The organism is Streptomyces sp. NRRL F-6676, from assembly GCF_000725625.1.
Classification (GTDB): Bacteria; Actinomycetota; Actinomycetes; order Streptomycetales; family Streptomycetaceae; genus Streptomyces.
Map to the genome: position 1 here is coordinate 1 of NZ_JOHS01000121.1, position 1,160 is coordinate 1,160.

Sequence of the window (1,160 nt, forward strand, 5' to 3'; positions counted from 1 at the left end):
CTAGTGTCCTGCGCCAGTAGTTGATCGTTAGTTGTGGTGTGACTTCTGCTGCTGGTGCGTCTGTTCCTCGTCGAGGCCCGAAGCTGGAGCCGCTGCTGCTGTCCGCTGATGAGCGGGCGGTGTTGGAGCGGTGGACGCGTCGGGCGACATCGGCCCAGGCCCTGGCCCTGCGCGCACGGATTGTGCTGGCGTGCGCGGGGCCGGAGGTGCCGCCGATCGTGGCGGTTGCCCGGGACCTGCGGGTGGCTGCGGACACGGTCCGCAAGTGGCGACGGCGGTTCCTCGCCAGCCGGCTGGACGGGCTCGTTGACGAGCCCCGGCCGGGCCGGCCGGCCACCATCAGCGTGGATCAGGTGGAGGCGGTCGTGGTCACCACGCTGGAGGAACTCCCGAAGAACGCCACCCACTGGTCGCGCAAATCGATGGCGGAGCACAGTGGCCTGTCGAAGTCCACCGTGGGCCGGATCTGGCGGAAGTTCCAGCTCAAGCCGCATCTGACCGACACGTTCAAGCTGTCGACGGATCCGCTGTTCGTGGAGAAGGTCTATGACGTCGTCGGCCTGTACTTCAACCCGCCCGAGGGCGCGGTGGTGCTCTCGGTGGACGAGAAGTCGCAGATCCAAGCCCTGGACCGGTCCCAGCCGGTCCTGCCGATAATGCCGGGCATGCCCGAGCGGCGGACCCACGACTACGTGCGCAACGGCCTGACCACCTTGTTCGCAGCCTTCGACGTCGCCACCGGCGAGGTCATCAGCGCCCTGCACCGTCGGCACCGGGCGGCGGAGTTCAAGAAGTTCCTCATCAAGATCGACAAAGAGGTCCCCGCCCATCTCCAGATCCACTTGATCTGCGACAACTATGGCACCCACAAGACCCCCGCGATCAAGGCGTGGCTGGCCAAACACCCCCGATTCCAGATGCACTTCACCCCGACCGGCTCCTCCTGGATCAACCAGGTCGAGCGGTGGTTCGGCTTCCTGGCCGACCAAATGATCCGCCGAGGTGCGCACAAGAACGTCCAGGCCCTCGAAGCCGACATCCGCGCCTGGGTCAAGGACTGGAACGAAGATCCCAAGCCGTTCATCTGGACCAAGACCGCCGAGGAAATCCTCGACTCCCTCGCCCGCTTCTGCCGACGGATCTCCGGCGCAGGACACTAG

1 protein-coding gene is annotated in these 1,160 nt (G+C 65.9%); it reads left to right on the plus strand.

Annotated elements, in window-relative coordinates; genetic code table 11:
• Positions 1–38 precede the first annotated feature (38 nt).
• Entirely contained in the window at positions 39–1,160 is a 1,122-nt protein-coding gene (locus IO29_RS31255) for an IS630 family transposase (protein WP_199806986.1), read from the plus strand.